This is a genomic window from Clostridium chauvoei (assembly GCF_002327185.1).
GTDB classification, from domain to species: Bacteria; Bacillota; Clostridia; order Clostridiales; family Clostridiaceae; genus Clostridium; species Clostridium chauvoei.
In genome coordinates this window covers 884,425-903,983 of record NZ_CP018624.1, presented here as the reverse complement: position 1 = coordinate 903,983, position 19,559 = coordinate 884,425, and the positions used below count along the sequence as shown (strand labels likewise).

Sequence of the window (19,559 nt, the reverse complement as noted above, 5' to 3'; positions counted from 1 at the left end):
CCTATATCTTTTTTATTTTTAGTTTTCTTCTTTAACCTTTATATTTAAACCTAATTCTTCAAGTTGTTTTTCATCAACTATATTTGGTGCTTCACTTAAGTAACAATAAGCATTTTGGTTTTTAGGGAATGCTATAACATCCTTTATATTTTCTGTTCCTGCTAAGAACATTATCATTCTATCTAACCCAAATGCTAATCCTCCATGTGGTGGTGGACCAAACTTAAATGCATCTATTAAGAATCCAAATCTTTCTTGAGCTGATTCTTCTGTAAATCCTAATGCCTTAAACATTCTTTCTTGTAATTTTGAATTATGGATTCTTATTGAACCTCCACCTAATTCTTCTCCATTTAATACTAAGTCATATGCTTTTGATCTAACCATAGCAGGATTAGTTTCTAGCATATCTAAATCTTCATCCATTGGTGATGTAAATGGATGATGTGCAGCATGATATCTACCTTCTTCCTCATCATACTCAAATAATGGGAATTCTGTAATCCAACAGAAGTTAAATTCATTTTTATCTTTAATTAAATCAAATTTCTTAGCTAATTCTAATCTTAATTGACCTAAGCTTTGGAATACTACTGTATTTTTATCAGCAACTATTAAAATTATATCTCCTGTTTCTGCAGACATAGTTTCTATTATAGCATTCATTTCTTCTTCTTTTAAGAATTTAGCTATTGGTGATTTTATTTCTTCTTCTTTAAGAGCTATCCAAGCTAATCCTTTAGCTTTAAATGTCTTAACAAATTCACCTAATCTATCTATATCTTTTCTACCCATAGAAGCTCCACCCTTTAAACAAAGAGCTCTTACTGAACCTCCATTAGTTAATGCATCACTAAATACTTTAAATTCAACATTACTTACTACTTCAGATAAGTCTGTAATTTCCATACCAAATCTTAAATCCGGTTTATCTGAACCGTATTTTTCCATAGCTTCTTTAAATTCCATTCTTCTAATTGGAAGTTTAACATCTACACCAGCTACTTCTTTAAATACATGTGATACTAATCCTTCATTTAAAGCTATAACATCATCTTCTTCAACAAAGCTCATTTCTAAATCTATTTGAGTAAATTCTGGTTGTCTATTTGCTCTTAAATCTTCATCTCTAAAGCATTTTACTATTTGATAGTATTTATCAAATCCTGAAACCATTAATAATTGTTTAAATATTTGTGGTGATTGTGGTAATGCATAAAACATTCCAGGATAGTTTCTTGAAGGTACTAAATAATCTCTAGCTCCTTCTGGAGTACTCTTAGTAAGCATTGGTGTTTCAACTTCTAAGAATCCATTATTATCTAGATAATCTCTAACAGCTTTAGTAGCTCTATTTCTTACCATAAATATTTTTTGCATATCAGGTCTTCTAAGATCTAAATATCTATATTTAAGTCTTATACTTTCTGCTGCATCTAAATCTTCTTTAATATAAATCGGTGGTGTATCTGATTCTGAAAGAATTTTTATGCTTTCACATTTTAGTTCCACTAATCCTGTATCCATATTTTTATTTGGAGCTTCTCTTAAAACTACTTCTCCTGTAACTGCAATACAATACTCTGGTTTTACACTTTTAGCTTTTTCAAAAGCTTCAGCATTTATTTCTTCACCAAAAACTATTTGCATTATTCCAGCTCTATCTCTAAGGTCTATAAATTGAAGACCTCCTAGTTTTCTATTTCTTTGAACCCATCCCATAAGTGTAATTTTTTGTGAAACGTTAGATTCTCTAACCTCACCACACATCATGGTTCTTTTTAAGCCGCCTAAAGACTCACCCATTGTAAATTCCTCCTTGCTATTTTAGCACTTTCACTATTTCTTCTATATTGTCTAAATCAACTTCAAATTGTTCACCATCACTCATTCTCTTAAGTTTGATAGTCTTATTTTGAAGCTCATCTTCACCTAAAATTGTAGTAAATAACGCTCCAACTTTATTTGCATATTTCATTTCAGCCTTAACGCTTCTTCCCATATGGTTTATTTCTGTTTTAACGTTAAAGTTTCTTAATTTATTTGCAATAGTAAAGGCTGCAAGTTTTGCATAATCACCTCTAGCTCCTATATAAAGGTCAAATAGATTTTCATTTGGAATCTCTATCCCTTCCTTTTCAAGAGTCATTATAAGTCTTTCAACTCCCATTGCAAATCCAACTGAAGGCATTTCTGGACCTCCTAATTGTTCAATTAATCTATCGTATCTTCCACCACCACATACTGTAAAATCATCATTTAATATTTCAAAAATTGTCTTTGTATAATAATCTAATCCTCTTACTATACCAGGGTCAACAGTATATGGCACTTGTAATGCATCTAAATATTTCTTTACATCTGTAAAGTGAGTATCACACTCTTCACACATATAATCTAATATTATTGGTGCATTCTTTGTAATTTCATTACATTTCTTTTCTTTACAATCTAAAATTCTCATTGGATTTTTTTCAAATCTTGTTTTACATAAAGGACATAAGTTATCATAATTTTCTTTTAGATACTTCTTTAACGCCTCATTGTAATTAGGTCTACACTTTGGACAACCTAGATTATTTATATTTAAACTTAAACTCTTTAAGCCTAAATTCTTTAATACATTCATAGCAAAAGCTATAACTTCAGCATCCATTGATGGTTCCTTAGATCCAAATACTTCTGTACCTACTTGGTGGAATTGTCTTAATCTACCCTTTTGTACATTTTCATATCTAAAACATGGTATTGAATAATAAAGCTTTGTTGGTTGAGCTTCATTAAATAATCTATTTTCTATAAATGCTCTAACTATTGGTGCAGTTCCTTCTGGTTTTAATGTAATACTTCTATCACCTTTGTCATTAAAAGTATACATTTCCTTTTGGACTATGTCCGTAGTATCTCCTACACCTCTTAAAAATAATTCTGTATGTTCAAATATAGGAGTTCTGATTTCTCTCATCCCATAAAACTTAGCTGTATTTTTAAAAGTTTCCTCAACAAAATGCCATTTATATGCATCTTGAGGAAGCATATCTTTAGTACCCTTAGGTGCCTTAATTTCCATAAATTTCGCCTCCTATTTCAGATAAAGAGAGTCTAATAATTTTTGTTTTCCCTCTACCATTTCCTTTATTCTTTTTGTATATTCTCTAACATCTTTAATGTTAGCAAATCTCTCAATTCTATTTTCTTCTAAAAAGACAGCCTTTGAAACCGCATCTGCCCCAAGAGCTATAATTGTTTGTTTATCTTCAATCATTTGAATATTATATATACATTCTTTACCCTCTTTAGAATATCCTAAGTTCTCCATATTTCCAACCATATTTTTTTGTCTATACATATAATATGGTTTTAAATTTAAACTTTTAGCTAAATTTCTGCTTTCTTCATACATAGAAGCTAATTCTACTTGTTGCTTTATTTGAATTCCTTTTTTTAAGATAAAATTCTCATAAAGTATTGATGCTCTCTTTAAAGATAAACCATGAACTGTTAAGCTATCTGGTGAAAGTTTTAAAAGTTCATTTGCTGTATATTTAGCTTCATTTAACCCTTCTCCTGGAAGACCTATTATCATATCCATATTTATATCTTTAAATCCTAATTTTCTAGCTAAATTAAATTTTTCTACTACATCCTTTGATGTATGACCTCTTCCTATCATACTCAAAGTGTCATCATTCATAGTTTGAGGATTTATACTAATTCTTGTAGTATTATATTTTTTCATTGTAATTAACTTTTCTTCTGTTATGCTATCTGGTCTTCCACACTCCACTGTAAATTCTACTACATTTTTCCCATGAATGAAAGCATTGTAAATCTCTTTCATTATATTTTCAAATTCATCATTACTAATAGAGGTTGGAGTTCCCCCTCCGAAATATACCGTTTCAATATTAAGATTTCTCTCTTCAATATATTTTTTCATTTCTCTTATTTCATAAGTTAATGCATCTAAATATGGAGATACTAATTTTTTATTCCCTCCAATTGGATTTGCTGCGAAGGAACAATAAAAACATCTTGTCGGACAAAATGCCATTCCTATGTAAACTGAAATGCTTTCTTCTCTTTTATTCACAAAATTTTCTTCTGTTTTAGCAACTTCAATACATAATCTTGCTTTTTCCTCAGAAGCTAAATGCTTATCCTTAAAGATTTTTATAATTTCTTCTTCACTTTTACCTTCTTGAAGGTATTTTAATGCTATTTTAGAAGGTCTTATACCCACAAGTATTCCCCATGGGTAATGATCTCCTGTTATTTCTTCTAAAGCTAAAAAAATTATTCTTTTTATATCTTCTTTTATATTCTCTGAAATCTTTATATTATTATAAAAATCTTTATACTTAAATTCTATATTGTTCTCATTAATATTTACTATATATTCCCCATCTTCTACAAATTTTAATTCATGAAGAGGATAATAAATATTAAACATCTGATATACATCATATCTATATTTTAAATCATTTAATGATATTCTTATTTCCATTATTTCTCCTTATGCTAGAAATGGATTTCTCATCCTTTCGAATATAATTGTAGACTTTGGTCCATGACCTGGATAAACTTCTACATTATTAGGAAGAACTAAAAGTTTGTCATTTATACTTCTTATTATTTCATTGAAATCTCCACCTGAAAAATCTGTTCTACCTATTGATCCTTGAAATAAAGTATCTCCTGTAAATACTTTATCTTCAATTAGAAAACATAGTCCACCCTTAGTATGACCTGGAGTATGAATACATTTTATTTTTAAACTTCCTATGTTTAATTCATCTCCATCTTCTATGAAACTATAAAATTTAGGTATTTTCCCAAAAACAAAGTTATCTTTTTCCATATACATTTCTTCTTCTTTATGCATATAAACTGGCACATCATATTTCTTCTTTAGGTCTACTACCCCTCCATCATGATCTGCATGTGCATGAGTTAATAAAATATATTTTATATTTGCACCTAAAGTCTCTATTTCTTTTATAATCCAATCTGCATCTCCACCTGGATCCATAACTACGGCTTCTTTAGTTTCTTCGTCCATAACTATATAACAATTTGCTTGTAAACTACCTGCTGGTATTGTTTTTATTATCATAATAAACCTCCAAACTAAAAATTTCTCTTGCTTTCTAAAAGTAAAGTTACTGGCCCATCATTTTGAATATCTACTTCCATATGGGCTCCAAATTCTCCAGTTTCTACTTTTAAACCTGACTCTTTAAGTAGATCTATAAATTTATTATATAACTCTTTTGCTTTTTCGCCACTTTCTGCATTCATAAAATTAGGTCTTCTACCCTTTCTACAATCACCATATAAAGTAAATTGAGAGATAGCAAGAATTTCACCTTTTACATCTAAAAGAGATAAATTCATTTTTGAATTTCCGTCTTCAAAAATTCTTAAATTTATAACTTTATCTCTTATATATTTTAAATCTTCTTCAGTATCTTCTTTTGATATTCCAATTAATAAATTCACACCTTTACTTATTGATCCTATGATTGAATTATCAACTGTAACCTTAGATGAAGATACTCTTTGAACTATAGCTCTCATTTATACACATCCTTTAGTTATTCATTCTATAAACATCCATTACACCTTTTAATCTTCTTATTTTTCTCATAAGCTCTTTTAATTGTTCTATTGAATCTATTTTAACCTTTATATTAACTATTGCTATATTAGCCTTAGATGATTTAGCATTTAAGGCATTAAGAGGTAAATTAGCATCTGTTATTATTATCATGATATCCGATAATATTCCTATTCTATCTTCTGCCTTTACTTGAATCTCAGCAACATATCCAGCACCTTTTGCTTTTCCCCAAGTTACTTCAACTACTTTTTCTTCATCATAATTTATTAAGGCCTTTAAATTACTACAATCTGCTCTATGAACAGATACTCCTCTCCCCTTTGTTATATATCCTAATATCTCGTCTCCTGGAACAGGATTGCAACACTTTGCAAATCTAACCATAATGTTATTTAGGCCTTTAACAGTAACCCCATAACTATTATTTAATACTTTTTTATCACTTTTTTGAATATGATCATCTATGCTTTTATTTATTGTCTCTTGTGAATGCTTTTCCTTTTCTGATATATTTTCTTCTTTTAATCTTGCTATAAATGAAGATGCTGTTATTTGACCTATTCCTATACTAGCATAAAGATCTTCTATATTATGAATGTTGTATTTCTTCAATAATCTTTCATAACTTTCACCTTTAGCTATTTCAGAGTATACTACTGATTGTTTTTTTAACTCTTTTTCAAATACTTCTTTTCCCTTGTCAATATTCTCTTCTTTTTTGACTTTCTTAAACCATTGTCTTATCTTACTCTTAGCTTGATTACTTTTAGCCATATTTAGCCAATCCATATTCGGACCCTTAGCTGAATTAGACGTAAGAACTTCAACAATTTCACCAGTCTTTAACTTATAATCAAGAGGAACTATCTTTCCGTTAACTTTAGCTCCCACACATTTATTTCCTATATCAGTATGTATTCTATATGCAAAATCTATAGGTGTTGATCCATTTGGAAGATTTATAACTACTCCTTTAGGTGTAAATAAAAATATTTCGTCAGCAAATAAATCTATTTTAAACCCTTCTATAAACTCTTCAGCATCTGAGGTTTCCTTTTGCCATTCTAACATCTCTCTAAGCCAAGCTAATTTATTCTCTAAGTTTTTTTCCTTATCTTCCCCAGTATCTCCTTCTTTGTATTTCCAATGTGCCGCTATACCATACTCAGCAGTTCTATGCATTTCAAAAGTTCTAATTTGTATTTCAAAAGTTTTCCCTTGTGGTCCTATTACGGTTGTATGTAATGATTGGTACATATTAGGTTTAGGCATTGCTATATAATCTTTAAATCTTCCTGGTATAGGTTTATAAATTGTATGAACAATACCTAAAACTCCATAACAGTCCTTAACAGAATTGACTAATATTCTTATAGCTGTAAGGTCAAATATTTGTTCTATACTTTTATTTTTGTTAACCATTTTTTTGTATATACTATAAAAATGTTTAGGTCTTCCTTCTATATCTGAATCTACGCCAGATTCCTCAAGTTTTTCATATAAATCTTTTGTTATATTAGCTATGTATGTTTCTCTTTCAACTCTTTTTTCTGCAATTTGTTTAACTAACTCATAATATTCTTCTTCGTGCATATATCTTAAAGATAAATCTTCAAGTTCCCATTTTATCTTAGATATACCAAGTCTATGAGCTAAAGGAGCATATATATCTAAAGTTTCTTTTGCCTTTTGTTTTTGCTTTTCTTTAGGCATAAATTTTAAAGTTCTCATATTATGTAGTCTGTCTGCAAGTTTAATTATTATAACTCTTATATCTTTAGCCATAGCTAAAAGCATTTTTCTTACATTATCTGCTTGTTGTTCTTCCTTTGTTTTATACTCTATTTTACCTAGTTTAGTTACCCCTTGAACTAAATTTGCAACTTCTTCACTAAATATATTGCTTATATCTTCATATGTATAATCAGTATCTTCAATAACATCATGGAGTAAACCTGCTACTATAGTACTTGTATCCATCCCCATCTCAGCTAAAATACACGCAACATCTATAGGATGAATAACATAGGGTTCACCAGATTCTCTTTTTTGCTCTTTATGTGCTTCTGTAGCTAAATCATATGCCTTTTTTATAACTTCAATATCTATATTATTACAATTTTCTTTTATTTTTTGCAATAGATTCTCAACCATTGAGATACCTCTCCTTTTTGCCACATTAAATTCTAAAATCAATGGCTGGTTTAAAAAACCAGCCATCTTATTATTTCTATTATATAATATTTAATTATTATTTTCAATAAATTTAGATATCATATTGAACTAATGACATAACATCATAATTCTTTAATTTATCTCTTCCGTTTAAGTCTGTTAGTTCTATTGCAAATTCTAAAGATACAACTTCTCCACCTGCCATTTCAACAAGTTTAGCAACAGCTTCTATAGTTCCTCCTGTTGCTAAAAGATCATCAACTATAGCTACTCTTTGACCTTTTTTTATTGAGTCTTTGTGTATTTGTAATGTATCTTTTCCATACTCTAAATCATAATCAACTGAAACTGTTTCTCCTGGTAATTTGCCAGGTTTTCTAACTGGTACAAAACCTATTCCCATAGCATAAGCTACTGGAACTCCATAAATAAACCCTCTAGCTTCTGGTCCAACTATTAAATCTATATTTTTATCCTTAAGATGTTCAACCATCTTATCTATTGAATATTTTAAAGCTTCTCCATCACCTATTACAGTTGTGATATCTTTAAAGCTTATTCCTTCCTTTGGAAAATTATCAATTATTCTTATTTTCTCTTTTAGATTCATAGTAAATCCTCCATTTTTAAAAATTATAAACTATATAATTATCGTAAGCTAAAATACTAACTTTATTTTGCTAATACTATATTATATAGTTATCTTTGATTTATTTAAATATTTAGTTATTTGTTCTGCTCTTTCTTTTTTAGTAGTTGTTAATAGCTCTATAATTATTCGAGCATTGTCCATCATTCTAACTGCATTAATAGTCGGTGTTATTACATCTATTATTTTTAAAATGCAGTCCTCATCCATTTCTACTATACTGTAATAATCCATAATTGATCTTAATCCATGATTATTAGTATTAATTAAAAATTTCCTACCTTCTTTTAAAATAACAGCATTTTCTCCTTTTAAGGGTACTTCTGCCCATTGTTCACCAATTAAAATTAAATCCAAATATTTATTAATGCTCTTTATGTTATAATATATTGCTATGGCTTGCATTAATTTAAAAGTTAATCCACTAATAGATAAATTTTTATATCTATATTGACAACCTTTTTGATTCGGATTTATGTATATGTATTTTTTAGCACTACTAGTTACTTTATTTTCCAAAACTATCAAATCTATACCAAGATCTTCGCAAAGCAATTGCTCTTCTTCTGAATTCAAATCTATCCCCAAAGTTATTAGAAGTTGACCTCCTAAAAAATTAACATTATTAATTATATCATTAGATGTAACTCCAGAAGTATTTAAGTCATCATCGTGAATTATATATTCAATATCTGCATTTAGATATCTTAAAACCAAACTCAATGATGCAAGAGCACACAATCCGTCTACATTCGGCACCCCATAAATAACAATTTTTTTTCTGTTATTAACAGCCTCTACTACTCTTTCAATGGCTTTATTCATATCTTTAAGTATAAAGGGATTATATCCAGTTATATAATTTGGACTATAAATACTCTCCCAAAACTTGCGCATTATAAACTCCTCCATAAAACTAAGAAAACACATATATTATAATTGAAAATCACTAATATTACAAATGTTTTCTACGAAAAAAGCAATAAACCTTCAAAAATTTTTGAAGGTTTACATATATAGTATATTATACAATTATTATACTGCTTTAACTTCCTTTTTCTTAGCTGTTCTATCATTTAATAGAACCCAAAGTGGTGAAGCTATAAATATTGAAGAATATGCTCCTACTGCTATACCAACAAGTAATGGGAATGAAAATTCTCTAACTGTAGGTACAAATACATTAACTGCTGCAATTACAAATAATGTTGTTAATGTTGTATTAATTGATCTTGCTAATGTTTGAGTTAAACTCTTATCAGCAATTTCTATAGAAGATGCTCTTCTCATATTTTTAGAATTTTCTCTGATTCTATCAAATATTACTATAGTATCATTTATTGAGTAACCTATAATTGTTAAAATAGCTGCAATAAATGGTGTGTTTACTGGTATATCAAATATAGCAAATACACTTATTGTAATTAGAAGATCGTGTAATAATGCCAATAGCGCTGCTATACCATAATTCATTTGAAATCTAAATGCTATATAAACAAGCATCGCTCCACAAGCTATAAGTAATGCAACAATTGAGTTTCTTGTCAACTCTTTACCTATAGATGCTCCAATTTCATCTTGTGATAATAATGCCTTATCTTCTAAATTGTACTTTTCTTTTATTTCTTTAAAAAGTTCTGCAACTTTAGAAGTATCTAAATCCTTTGACTTTATTTCATATTGAGTTTTATCAACTTCATTTGTTACTGCATCATCTGCATATTTTTTTACAATTTCATCAACTTCAGTCTTATTAAAGTTTTCCCCTAACTCTATTGTTACTTTAGTTCCACCTTTAAAATCTATTCCAAAATTAAGACCTCTTGTAAACATAAAGCCTAACCCTATTAAAATTACTACTAATGAAATTGAGAACCAAAGCTTACTTTTTTCTACTATTTTAAGCATTCTTAGCCCCCCTCTTTACTCTAAATTGTCTAGTATCTTTTAAAAGGCCCATTTCAACTGCTAAGTTTACTAAAAGTTTTGTAACTACTAAAGCTGTAAACATACTTACTAATATACCTATCATAAGTGTTACTGCAAATCCTTTTACTGCCCCTGATCCTATAAAATATAAAACTAGAGCTGCTATAATTGTAGTTATATTTGAATCTACTATTGATGATAATGCATTTTCAAATCCTTTTTTAACAGCACTTTTAATACTGATACCCTTTGCTAATTCTTCTCTTATTCTTTCAAATATAAGAACATTCGCATCAACTGCCATACCTATTGTAAGTAAGAAGCCTGCTATACCTGGTAATGTTAACGTTGCACCAACTTCTACAAATATTAAAAGAACTAAAGTTATATATAGCGTTAATGCTATACTTGATAACAATCCTGGAAGTCTATAATAAACTATCATAAAAATAAATATTAAAGCTATACCAACAACACCAGCTTTCATAGCATTTGGAAGTGCTTCTGCACCAAGTTGTGCTCCAACATTTTTAACTGATACTGCTTTAATTGATACTGGCAATGCCCCTGAATTTATAAGTCCTGATAAATTCTTTGCTTCATCTATTGTTGAACTTCCTGTTATAATTGCATTTCCGTCTGTTATAGCATTTTGAACTTTAGGACTAGAAATTACTTCTTCATCCATTGATATAGATATTTGTTTCCCTATATTTTTTGAAGTTGCATCAGCAAACTTCTTTTGCCCATCTTCATTTAACTTTAATGATACTACAGGTTTATTAGTTTGATTATCTAACATAGCTGTAGCTTCTTTAACATCTTTTCCTGTTAAAACCACATTTCCTTCTGGATCTTTAAATGTTAAGTTTCCTGTTTTGCCTAAGCTATCAACGATTTCATTTGAGTCAAACTTTCCTGGAATATCAACTCTTATTCTCTTGTCCCCTTCTGTTGCTACAGTAGTTTCTGCTACTCCAAGTTTATTAACTCTTAACTCTAACAATTGTCTTGTTTTTTCAAGGTCATCTCTAGAAATATTTTCTTCTTGTATTTCCATTAATACAGAAACACCGCCTTGCAAATCTAACCCCTTGGTTATAACCTTATCGAATGACTTAAACTCCCATCCCGCTACTTTAAAACCCTTAAAGCCTGCAAATGCTAAAGAAAATATAGCAATGACACAGAGTACAAGTATTATTGAGCTTTTGCTTTTACTTTTGCCTTTTGCTTTCATGTTTTTCCCCCTCTGTTTCGTTTTCACTCTAAATTATATTACTTATGTTAAGTAATATCAATATAAATTGCTAATTTTTTGAATTATAACGCTAATTTTTCTAAATTGTTACAAATTTTTAACATAAAAAAAACCTCAACAAATGTTGAAGTTTTTTTTAATCTTAAAGGTTGATTCCAAGCATTCCTGATAAGGTACCAATTAAAACACATAAAGAGAATTTTATTAAATCATACATAGCAAGACCAGCTTCAGCACCGCAGATAACGCCTATTATGTATAATGCTATGTAAAATATAATACCAACTCCTAATCCAACTAACCATCCTTTACTTCCATGAGCTTTAGCTCCCATAATACTTCCAATAACTAAAGCAACACAAGAAATTACAACGTAAATAATATTAAATACGCCTTCACTAAACGTAACTTTAGTCATTATTAAAGAAAGGATTGATGTAATTAAAATAGTTATGATTAATGCTCCTACTACACCCTTTAAGATACTTCTAAAGTAACTTTTCCACTCCATATAAAATCACCCCCTGATATTTAATCTTATGATATATCAAGGGGTAATATTCTTATTCTTCGTCTTTATTTAATTTTGTTGCAATTCCAGTTTTAGAAATTTTAATTTTTGTTCTTTCAGCACTTGTTTCTATTATGACATTGTTTTCTTCTATTATTATTATCTTACCGATAATTCCACCTCTTGTCATAATTTCATCATTCTTCTTTAGTTCTGTTAACATTTGGTTATATTTCTTATTTATTTTCTTTTCAGGTAATATAAGTAATAAATACATAAGTCCAAACATTAAAATTATTGGCATTAATGTTATAAGAAAATTCATATTAATTCCCTCCCTTATTTTTATGAACTATCCTTCGTATAAAGTAATATACTCCATTTATATAGTATTGTCAACTATTTAAAAGAATATGTTTTACTTTTAAGCTTTAGTGTTCCACTCTTTAATCTTTTGTTCTTTAAATTCTTTATAATACCCTCCATCAATTGCTGCCCTTATATCTTCCATTAATTTATTATAGAAATAAAGGTTATGAAGAACACATAATCTCATAGCTAGCATTTCTTTCGCTTTAAATAAATGTCTTATGTAAGCTCTTGTATAACTTCTACATGCTGGACATTGACATCCTTCATCTATAGGTCTTGTGTCTAATTCAAATTTTGCATTCATAAGATTTATTTTACCATTCTTAGTAAACACATGACCATGTCTTCCATTTCTCGCTGGTAAAACACAATCGAAGAAATCAACACCTCTATCAACAGCTTCTAAAATATTTTCAGGTGTTCCAACTCCCATTAAGTAAATTGGCTTATCTTCTGGAAGATATGGTACTACAGCATCTATAATTCTATACATTTCCTCATGAGTTTCTCCAACTGCTAATCCACCAATTGCATATCCATCTAAATCCATTTTAGTTATTGTTTTAGCATGTTCAATTCTTATATCTTCATAACAACCTCCTTGGTTTATACCAAAAAGCATTTGTTCCTTATTTATTGTATCATCAAGAGAATTTAATCTATCCATTTCTACTTTACATCTTTCAAGCCATCTTGTTGTTCTAGCAACTGACTTTTCTACATACTCTCTTGTTGATGGATTTGGAATACATTCATCAAATGCCATAGCTATAGTTGACGCAAGATTACTTTGAATTTGCATACTTTCTTCTGGTCCCATGAATATTTTTCTTCCATCTATGTGAGATGAGAAATAAACGCCCTCTTCTTTTATTTTTCTCATTCCTGATAATGAGAATACTTGGAATCCACCTGAATCTGTAAGTATAGGTCTATCCCAATTCATAAATTCATGTAATCCACCAAGCTTAGCTACAACTTTATCTGATGGTCTTAAATGAAGATGATATGTATTCGATAATTCAACTTGACAACCTATTTCCTTTAAATCCATAGTTGAAACTGCACCTTTTATAACAGCACAAGTACCTACATTCATGAAAACTGGTGTTTCTATTGTTCCATGTGGTGTTTCAAATCTTCCTCTTCTTGCTGCTCCATCTTTTTTCAGTAATGTATATCTTTTCTTACTCATTAATAAATCCCACTTCCTTTTTCGCTAGTAAGTCTTAAATTTCTAATTTATTTTATAAACATGGAATCACCAAAGGAAAAGAATCTATATTTTTCCTCCACTGCTTCCTTATAAGCATTCATAACATTTTCTTTCCCTGCTAAAGCTGATACTAACATTATTAATGTTGACTCTGGCAGATGAAAATTAGTAATTAAATTGTCAACAACCTTAAATTTGTAACCTGGATATATGAAAATATTAGTCCATCCACTTTGTGCTTTTACAAATCCATTTTCATCAGCAATTGTTTCTAACGTCCTTGTTGAGGTTGTACCTACAGAAATAACTCTGTTTCCTCTTTTTTTAGTTTCATTTATTATCTTAGCATCTTCTTCATCTAGTAAATAATATTCAGAATGCATTATATGATCATCTATAGTCTCAGCTTTTACTGGTCTAAATGTACCTAGTCCAACATGTAAAGTTAAGTAAGCTATATTAATACCCTTAGCTTTAATTTGCTTTAATAAATCTTCTGTAAAATGTAATCCTGCCGTTGGTGCTGCTGCCGATCCTTTTTCTTTAGAATAAACTGTTTGATATCTTTCTCTATCTTCTAATCTTTCAGTTATATATGGCGGTAATGGCATTTCCCCAAGTTCATCTAAAACTTGTTCAAAGATTCCTTCATAAGAAAACTCAATTATTCTGTTTCCTTCTTCAATAATATCTACAACCTCACAAGTAAGCTTACCTTCTCCAAATACAAATTTTTGACCTATTTTAGCTCTTTTTCCTGGTTTAGCTAAGCATTCCCATTTATCTCCCTCTATTCTTTTTAGAAGAAGAAATTCTATTTTTCCACCTGTACCCTGCTTTTCTCCTATAAGTCTTGCAGGTAATACCCTAGTATTATTTAAAACAAGCGTATCACCTTCATTTAAATATTCAATTATATCATGAAAATGTTTATGTTCTACTTTTCCTGTTTTTCTATCTAAAACCATTAATCTTGAAGAATCTCTTTTTTCTAATGGATGTTGAGCAATAAGCTCCTCTGGTAGATAAAAATCAAAATCACTAACTTTCATATTTACTCTCCTAACTTCTTACGTACAATATCTATTTAAAAAATGTTTGTTGTGCTCCTGGCACTTTTTTATTTTTTCTATTTTTCCCTAAATGTTCATATGCTTTATCTGTAGCCATTCTACCTCTTGCTGTTCTTACTATAAATCCTGTTTGAAGTAAATAAGGCTCATATACATCTTCAATAGTTCCAAGCTCTTCTCCAATAAAATAGGATAATGTTTCTATCCCTACTGGTCCCCCGTTAAAATTATCGATTATAGCTTCTAATATCTTATTATCAACTCTATCAAATCCTTTACTATCTACCTCTAAAAGTTCTAAAGCTGCTTTTGCCTCTTTAAAGCTTATTAAAGAATCTGAATAAACCTCAGCATAATCTCTTACTCTTTTTAATAACCTATTGGCGATTCTTGGCGTTCCTCTTGATCTTCTTGCAAGTTCATAAGCTCCTTCTTCTGTAATATCACAATTTAAAACAAAGGCAGATCTTATTATTATATCTTTTAATTGTTCTTCTGTATAATACTGCATATCACAAAGCACTCCAAACCTGTCTCTAAGTGGAGATGTTAACATACCAATTCTAGTAGTTGCTCCAATCAATGTAAACTTAGGTAAATCTAATCTTATAGACTTTGCTGCTGCTCCTTTACCAATTACTATATCTAAAACATAATCTTCCATTGCAGGATATAGTATTTCCTCTACATTTCTATTTAATCTATGTATTTCATCTATAAACAATACATCATTATCTTTTAATGTAGTTAATATAGCTGCTAAATCTCCAGCCCTTTCTATTGCAGGTCCTGAAGTTATCTTAAGTTCTCCACCCATTTCTTTAGCTATTATATTAGCTAAAGTAGTTTTTCCAAGTCCAGGTGGTCCATATAAAAGAACATGATCTAATGCTTCATTTCTATTTTGTGCTGCCTTTATGAATATATTTAATCTTTCTTTGACTTTATCTTGACCTATATATTCATTAATCGTCTGTGGTCTTAAACTTAAACCACTACCATCCTCTAAAAGTTCTTCTGGTGTTATTATTCTTTCCATAACTTCACCTCTATCCCATTAAAGCTTTTAAACAATTTTTTATTATATTCTCAACTGTATCGTTTTTATTTACTTTCTTAATAGCATTTTCTGCTTCTTTTTCTGAGTATCCTAAAGCAAGTAAAGCTCCTAACGCTTCTGTAACTGCATTTACATTGTATAAATCTTTATCTTCTCCATTTACTTCATTTTCTATGTCATCAACTAATTCATCTGGTTTCAATTTATCTTTTAATTCTAAAATAATTCTTCCTGCTGTTTTCTTACCTATTCCTGGAGCTCTACATAAGTGTTTATCGTCTCCCATCATAATTGCATATTTTAAATTATTTATTCTGCTTATAGATAACAATGATAGAGCTGCTTTTGCTCCAACACCATTTATACTTAATAACATTTTAAACATATCTAATTCTTCTCTAGAATCAAATCCATAAAGACCTAAAAAATCTTCCCTTACTATTTGTTCAAGATATAACATTATATCTTCCCCAACTTTAGGCATGGAGGACATTGTAGCACCAGATGTGAAAATTTTATAACCTATTCCATTATTTTCAACAATAATATAATCCTTATTTATTCCCATATATTTACCTTTTATATATTCATACATACTAAATACCTCCACAATGCATAATAAACCTAACTTATACTTTATCACTATAAACTAAATAATTCAACACTCCATTATAGTAAATGAATTAACTAAGATAAATATAAATAAGGATAGAAATTTTAAATTTTCTATCCTTTTCTTTCATTAGTTCATCTCTTTAAAGATTAAACTTCACCATAAGGTTCAATCATATTTATAACTTCAACATCAGTTAAAATTTTATCTAATTCATAATCATAAATATTTAAATCTATATCTTTTTTTAGTAGTTTAGAAATTACCTCTTGTTTTTCATCATCAAAAATCAATTCTTCTCTTAACTTCCCTATAAAATCTTGTAGATTATATACTCTACATTCGCCTTCACCTACACCCATATGTTGACAAAGACTATTTCTAAATTGACCAGGAAGCTCTGTTATATCATGATAATTTTCTTTTTGAGAATATTTCTTTATTCTGTTTTCATAATAAATATTTATATAACCCTTAGCAATTTCTAAATCATTAAATCCTTTTGTACTTCCATCTGTCATAACTAATAAATAATCATAATAAGGGCTTATATTCATAAAAAATACCTCCTAAATTTAAAGCTAATACTTTTGTGTATATTTTATTTATCCCCTTATTTGAAATTTGTTATTCTATGATTATTTATTATGATATTAATTCAGTTATGTCCTCAATAGCTTTTTCTCTAGAGTCATATATAAATTGAAAGTTTTTAATTTTATCTTGTTCTCTTTCTGGTAAATCTTTAACTCTTTTATTATCTCTAAATACATCCTTTTCAGCTGTTATAGTCAATTTTCCATTTTCATCGCTTTTATATACAGCTAAAAAGCCATCCTTTTCTCCTATAAAGAACTTATTTGGTTCTACTTTATTAGAATCTTCTTCTGCTCTTAAAAAAGTGTACTTTAAATCAGACATTTCTTCTATTTTATAGCCTTGTTTTGCTAGTTCTTCTGATAATATTTCTTTTGTTATATCACCAGTTAAATTTAACCTCTCTTTTAATGCTGTCATTTGCTCCTCAGTATCTATTTTATCACCTGTTTTTAATATAATTGTAGCATTATCTTTTATAACTTTACTTACTTGATTATATACTGTTTTTTCCTCTTCATTTGTTACTTCTACTCTCTCTCTATTAGGATTTCTCATATAATCTGTAATAAAATAACTTACACAAAAACATATTGCTAATATAGTTATAGCTGAAACTACTATACCCATCTTTTTTTTATTAACTTTCTTTTTCTCTTCCATATTATCACTCCTTAGTAATATGTTTTCCATTTTTTTGTTTTTTTAATCATTCTATACAATAAAATAAGGAATAATTTTAAAATTATCCCTTACTTTTAATATCTATTTTTTTATTATATTTAAAACTAACTCTAATACTGATGGCTTTATTGATTTTACTTTACATACTTCTTTATTTAAACTACTTGTTTCTTTATGATTCTCTGATTTATCTGTATCTTTTTTATCTACTTTCTTTTCTATAGCTTCTGTTTTACATACAAATGATACCTTACTAGTATTTTCTGAGTCATTACCACTAAAAGTATCATATTCATCTGCCATACCTACTACTTCTTTTTCTATATCTTGTATTTTTTTTACTTCATCTACTTTTTCATTTACAGTATTATATAATTTCATTATTCCTTCATTGTTAAATTTCAACATTCCATCCTTTAATGTATCTGCCCCTTCTTTTAATTGGCCTGAAGCTGAAACTAATGCACTAGTTGCTCCCTCTAATTTATTTTTACCTTCATTTAATTGAGACTTTCCATTACCAACTGCTGAAAATCCATTATAAAGTTCACAAGCCCCACCATTTACCATATCTATTCCTTGTTTTAATTGACCTGCAGCTCCTACATAATCTGTTATACCTTTTACATAAATATTAGAGCCATTAGATAACTCTGTAACTTTTCCTTGCAATCCTAAAAGCATTTGTTTTTGTTGTCCATCTGGTAAAGTTGCTGCAATTGCTCCTAAAGCTTGATTTACTTTCCCAATAGCTTCTGCTTGTGTTTGTGCACCTGCAATAAGTTCATTTCCTTTTCCTACAAAAACTCCTGCATTTTCTGCTAATGAATTTGTTCCATCATGTAGCTTTGTTACTCCCTCACCAGCTTTATCTAAACTATTCATAACAGTTTCAACTCCACTCATAAATGTTGTAACTCCCCCTTGGTACTCTTGCATTTTCTCTGAATAAGTTGTAACTCCATTAGCTAAAGCATTTGAACCATCTACTAATTTTTTACTTGCATCTACTAATCTCTCTAAATCAGATGTCATATTACTTAAATCCCCTATTCCATCTATATTTTTAATATCTGGAAGTTTTGATGATGTATTAATATATATTGATGACATCTTAAAATTTTCTATATCTCCTTCTATCTCTAAAGAATCATAGATATCTACATCTTCTACATCTTTTAAGTTTTCTTTCATTCCAGGTAATAGAACTCCAAAAGCTACTTCTCTTTTACCATCACTTATTAATTTACCACCATCACTAACTTTTATATTCTTTATATAATCTGTTTCAAAAGGTAATGCTACCAAAGAATAAAATGGTGTATATATCAATCTATTTTGCCCATCTATATTTTTAACTTGTGATATATTATTTTTTTGTTGAATTTGTATTTTTAATTTACCTGTTTTACCAGCTAACTCTTCCCCCTTAACCTCTTTATCATTTAAATAATACTTAATATTAGTATCTACTGGTAAATCCTTTTTTATAGTTCCTTGATAATATACATCATCCCCATTTGTCTTCCAAGTTAATGATTCTCCATCTTTAATAGGACTTTCTTTTCCTTTTAGGTTTGTAATATTTTCAAGAGAACTCTTATCCTTTATTTCTTTTTTTCCATCTGATTCAATATGATTACTTACCGTTATATTTTAGTATCACCATTAGAATCCATTGTAATAAATACAACTTCATTTTTAGTTCCTGCAAATGCTACTGTACCGTTATAAGCTAAAGATGTTGCTAAAGCAATTGCACTTATACATGCTATTCTTTTATTCCTACTCTTCAT

The 19,559-nt window shown here is 29.0% G+C and carries 20 protein-coding genes; all 20 read right to left on the bottom strand.

Going from position 1 to position 19,559, the window contains the following annotated elements:
- Nucleotides 1-18: 18 nt before the first annotated feature.
- Nucleotides 19-1,806 (bottom strand): aspartate--tRNA ligase, encoded by a 1,788-nt coding sequence (aspS, locus tag BTM21_RS04210; RefSeq protein WP_021875966.1) that lies wholly within the window; start codon nucleotides 1,804-1,806, stop codon nucleotides 19-21.
- A gap of 16 nt (nucleotides 1,807-1,822) precedes the next feature.
- Entirely contained in the window at nucleotides 1,823-3,070 is a 1,248-nt protein-coding gene (hisS, locus tag BTM21_RS04205) for a histidine--tRNA ligase (protein ID WP_021875967.1), read from the bottom strand.
- A gap of 12 nt (nucleotides 3,071-3,082) precedes the next feature.
- On the bottom strand, nucleotides 3,083-4,507 hold the full coding sequence (locus tag BTM21_RS04200) for a coproporphyrinogen III oxidase (protein WP_021875968.1): 1,425 nt from the start codon (nucleotides 4,505-4,507) through the stop codon (nucleotides 3,083-3,085).
- 9 nt (nucleotides 4,508-4,516) lie between these two features.
- Nucleotides 4,517-5,116: an MBL fold metallo-hydrolase gene (locus BTM21_RS04195; protein ID WP_021875969.1), complete on the bottom strand. Its 600-nt coding sequence runs from the start codon at nucleotides 5,114-5,116 to the stop codon at nucleotides 4,517-4,519.
- Between the two features lie 14 nt (nucleotides 5,117-5,130).
- A complete protein-coding gene (gene dtd, locus BTM21_RS04190) occupies nucleotides 5,131-5,580 on the bottom strand; it encodes a D-aminoacyl-tRNA deacylase (protein WP_021875970.1) in 450 nt (149 codons plus the stop codon).
- Between the two features lie 13 nt (nucleotides 5,581-5,593).
- A complete protein-coding gene (locus BTM21_RS04185) occupies nucleotides 5,594-7,777 on the bottom strand; it encodes a RelA/SpoT family protein (protein WP_021875971.1) in 2,184 nt (727 codons plus the stop codon).
- 112 nt (nucleotides 7,778-7,889) lie between these two features.
- Entirely contained in the window at nucleotides 7,890-8,408 is a 519-nt protein-coding gene (locus tag BTM21_RS04180; protein WP_021875972.1) for an adenine phosphoribosyltransferase, read from the bottom strand.
- An 81-nt stretch (nucleotides 8,409-8,489) separates the two neighbouring features.
- Entirely contained in the window at nucleotides 8,490-9,344 is an 855-nt protein-coding gene (locus BTM21_RS04175; RefSeq protein WP_079481444.1) for a DHH family phosphoesterase, read from the bottom strand.
- A gap of 138 nt (nucleotides 9,345-9,482) precedes the next feature.
- Nucleotides 9,483-10,355: a protein translocase subunit SecF gene (gene secF, locus BTM21_RS04170; RefSeq protein ID WP_079481445.1), complete on the bottom strand. Its 873-nt coding sequence runs from the start codon at nucleotides 10,353-10,355 to the stop codon at nucleotides 9,483-9,485.
- Nucleotides 10,348-11,616 (bottom strand): protein translocase subunit SecD, encoded by a 1,269-nt coding sequence (gene secD, locus BTM21_RS04165; protein WP_079481446.1) that lies wholly within the window; start codon nucleotides 11,614-11,616, stop codon nucleotides 10,348-10,350. Before secD ends, secF begins: the two co-directional genes overlap by 8 nt.
- Nucleotides 11,617-11,779: 163 nt before the next feature.
- A complete protein-coding gene (locus BTM21_RS04160) occupies nucleotides 11,780-12,148 on the bottom strand; it encodes a TIGR04086 family membrane protein (protein ID WP_021875977.1) in 369 nt (122 codons plus the stop codon).
- 52 nt (nucleotides 12,149-12,200) lie between these two features.
- Entirely contained in the window at nucleotides 12,201-12,473 is a 273-nt protein-coding gene (gene yajC, locus BTM21_RS04155) for a preprotein translocase subunit YajC (RefSeq protein ID WP_096145352.1), read from the bottom strand.
- A gap of 99 nt (nucleotides 12,474-12,572) precedes the next feature.
- A complete protein-coding gene (gene tgt / locus BTM21_RS04150; protein ID WP_021875979.1) occupies nucleotides 12,573-13,715 on the bottom strand; it encodes a tRNA guanosine(34) transglycosylase Tgt in 1,143 nt (380 codons plus the stop codon).
- A gap of 47 nt (nucleotides 13,716-13,762) precedes the next feature.
- On the bottom strand, nucleotides 13,763-14,788 hold the full coding sequence (gene queA, locus BTM21_RS04145) for a tRNA preQ1(34) S-adenosylmethionine ribosyltransferase-isomerase QueA (protein WP_021875980.1): 1,026 nt from the start codon (nucleotides 14,786-14,788) through the stop codon (nucleotides 13,763-13,765).
- 31 nt (nucleotides 14,789-14,819) lie between these two features.
- Nucleotides 14,820-15,848, bottom strand: a complete 1,029-nt coding sequence (gene ruvB / locus BTM21_RS04140) for a Holliday junction branch migration DNA helicase RuvB (RefSeq protein ID WP_021875981.1) — start codon at nucleotides 15,846-15,848, stop codon at nucleotides 14,820-14,822.
- Between the two features lie 10 nt (nucleotides 15,849-15,858).
- Complete coding sequence (ruvA, locus tag BTM21_RS04135) at nucleotides 15,859-16,464, bottom strand: Holliday junction branch migration protein RuvA (RefSeq protein ID WP_021875982.1); 606 nt, start codon at nucleotides 16,462-16,464, stop codon at nucleotides 15,859-15,861.
- Between the two features lie 167 nt (nucleotides 16,465-16,631).
- Nucleotides 16,632-17,039, bottom strand: coding sequence for a hypothetical protein (locus BTM21_RS04130; protein ID WP_096145351.1), 408 nt, complete (start codon nucleotides 17,037-17,039; stop codon nucleotides 16,632-16,634).
- 88 nt (nucleotides 17,040-17,127) lie between these two features.
- Nucleotides 17,128-17,742 carry a hypothetical protein gene (locus tag BTM21_RS04125; protein WP_021875984.1) on the bottom strand — a complete coding sequence of 205 codons (615 nt, stop codon included), beginning with the start codon at nucleotides 17,740-17,742 and terminating at the stop codon, nucleotides 17,128-17,130.
- 102 nt (nucleotides 17,743-17,844) lie between these two features.
- Nucleotides 17,845-19,095: a hypothetical protein gene (locus BTM21_RS04120; RefSeq protein ID WP_096145350.1), complete on the bottom strand. Its 1,251-nt coding sequence runs from the start codon at nucleotides 19,093-19,095 to the stop codon at nucleotides 17,845-17,847.
- A gap of 317 nt (nucleotides 19,096-19,412) precedes the next feature.
- On the bottom strand, nucleotides 19,413-19,559 hold the full coding sequence (locus BTM21_RS13650; RefSeq protein WP_161493122.1) for a hypothetical protein: 147 nt from the start codon (nucleotides 19,557-19,559) through the stop codon (nucleotides 19,413-19,415).